The following is a 457-nucleotide window of genomic DNA, read 5'->3' as shown; positions in this document are numbered from 1 at the left end:
TATAACGACCATGTAATGCATGAACTCGATCCGGCGCTGGATTTGCGAAACGTCGGTGTTGCTGCGCCGTTTGGCCCGGTCAACGTACAAAAGCAGCATCCGCGTGAATACAGCGGTAGCCACTGGTGCGTGCTGGTGAGCAAAACCACGCCCACGCCACAGCCTGGCAGTGATGAAATCAATCGTGCTTATGAAGAAGGATGGGTAGGAAATCACGCGCTGGCATTTATTGGCGACACACTTTCGCCAAAGGGCGAGAAAGTGCCGGAGCTGTTTATCGTTGAGTTACCGCAAGATGAAGCTGGCTGGAAAGCGGCAGGTGATGCGCCGTTAAGCGGAACGGAAACAACCCTGCCCGCGCCACCGCGTGGCGTCGTGCAGCGACGTTTAACCTTTACCCACCATTGGGCTTATCCGGGGTTAGTCAACGTCCCGCGCCACTGGGTGCGCTGTAATC

Annotated in this window: 1 protein-coding gene; it reads left to right on the top strand. The window is 56.2% G+C overall.

Annotated features, from left to right (window positions below; genetic code table 11):
• Positions 1 to 15: 15 nt before the first annotated feature.
• A partial coding sequence (locus tag VG556_RS22490; protein WP_423180065.1) for a DUF3748 domain-containing protein occupies positions 16 to 457 on the top strand: 442 nt, incomplete at its 3' end.

It is taken from the genome of Stenotrophomonas sp. CASM106 (assembly GCF_049384825.1).
GTDB lineage: Bacteria > Pseudomonadota > Gammaproteobacteria > Xanthomonadales > Xanthomonadaceae > Stenotrophomonas > Stenotrophomonas muris.
The sequence above is the reverse complement of the archived record's forward strand: the minus strand, read 5'-3'. Positions and strand labels throughout refer to the sequence as shown.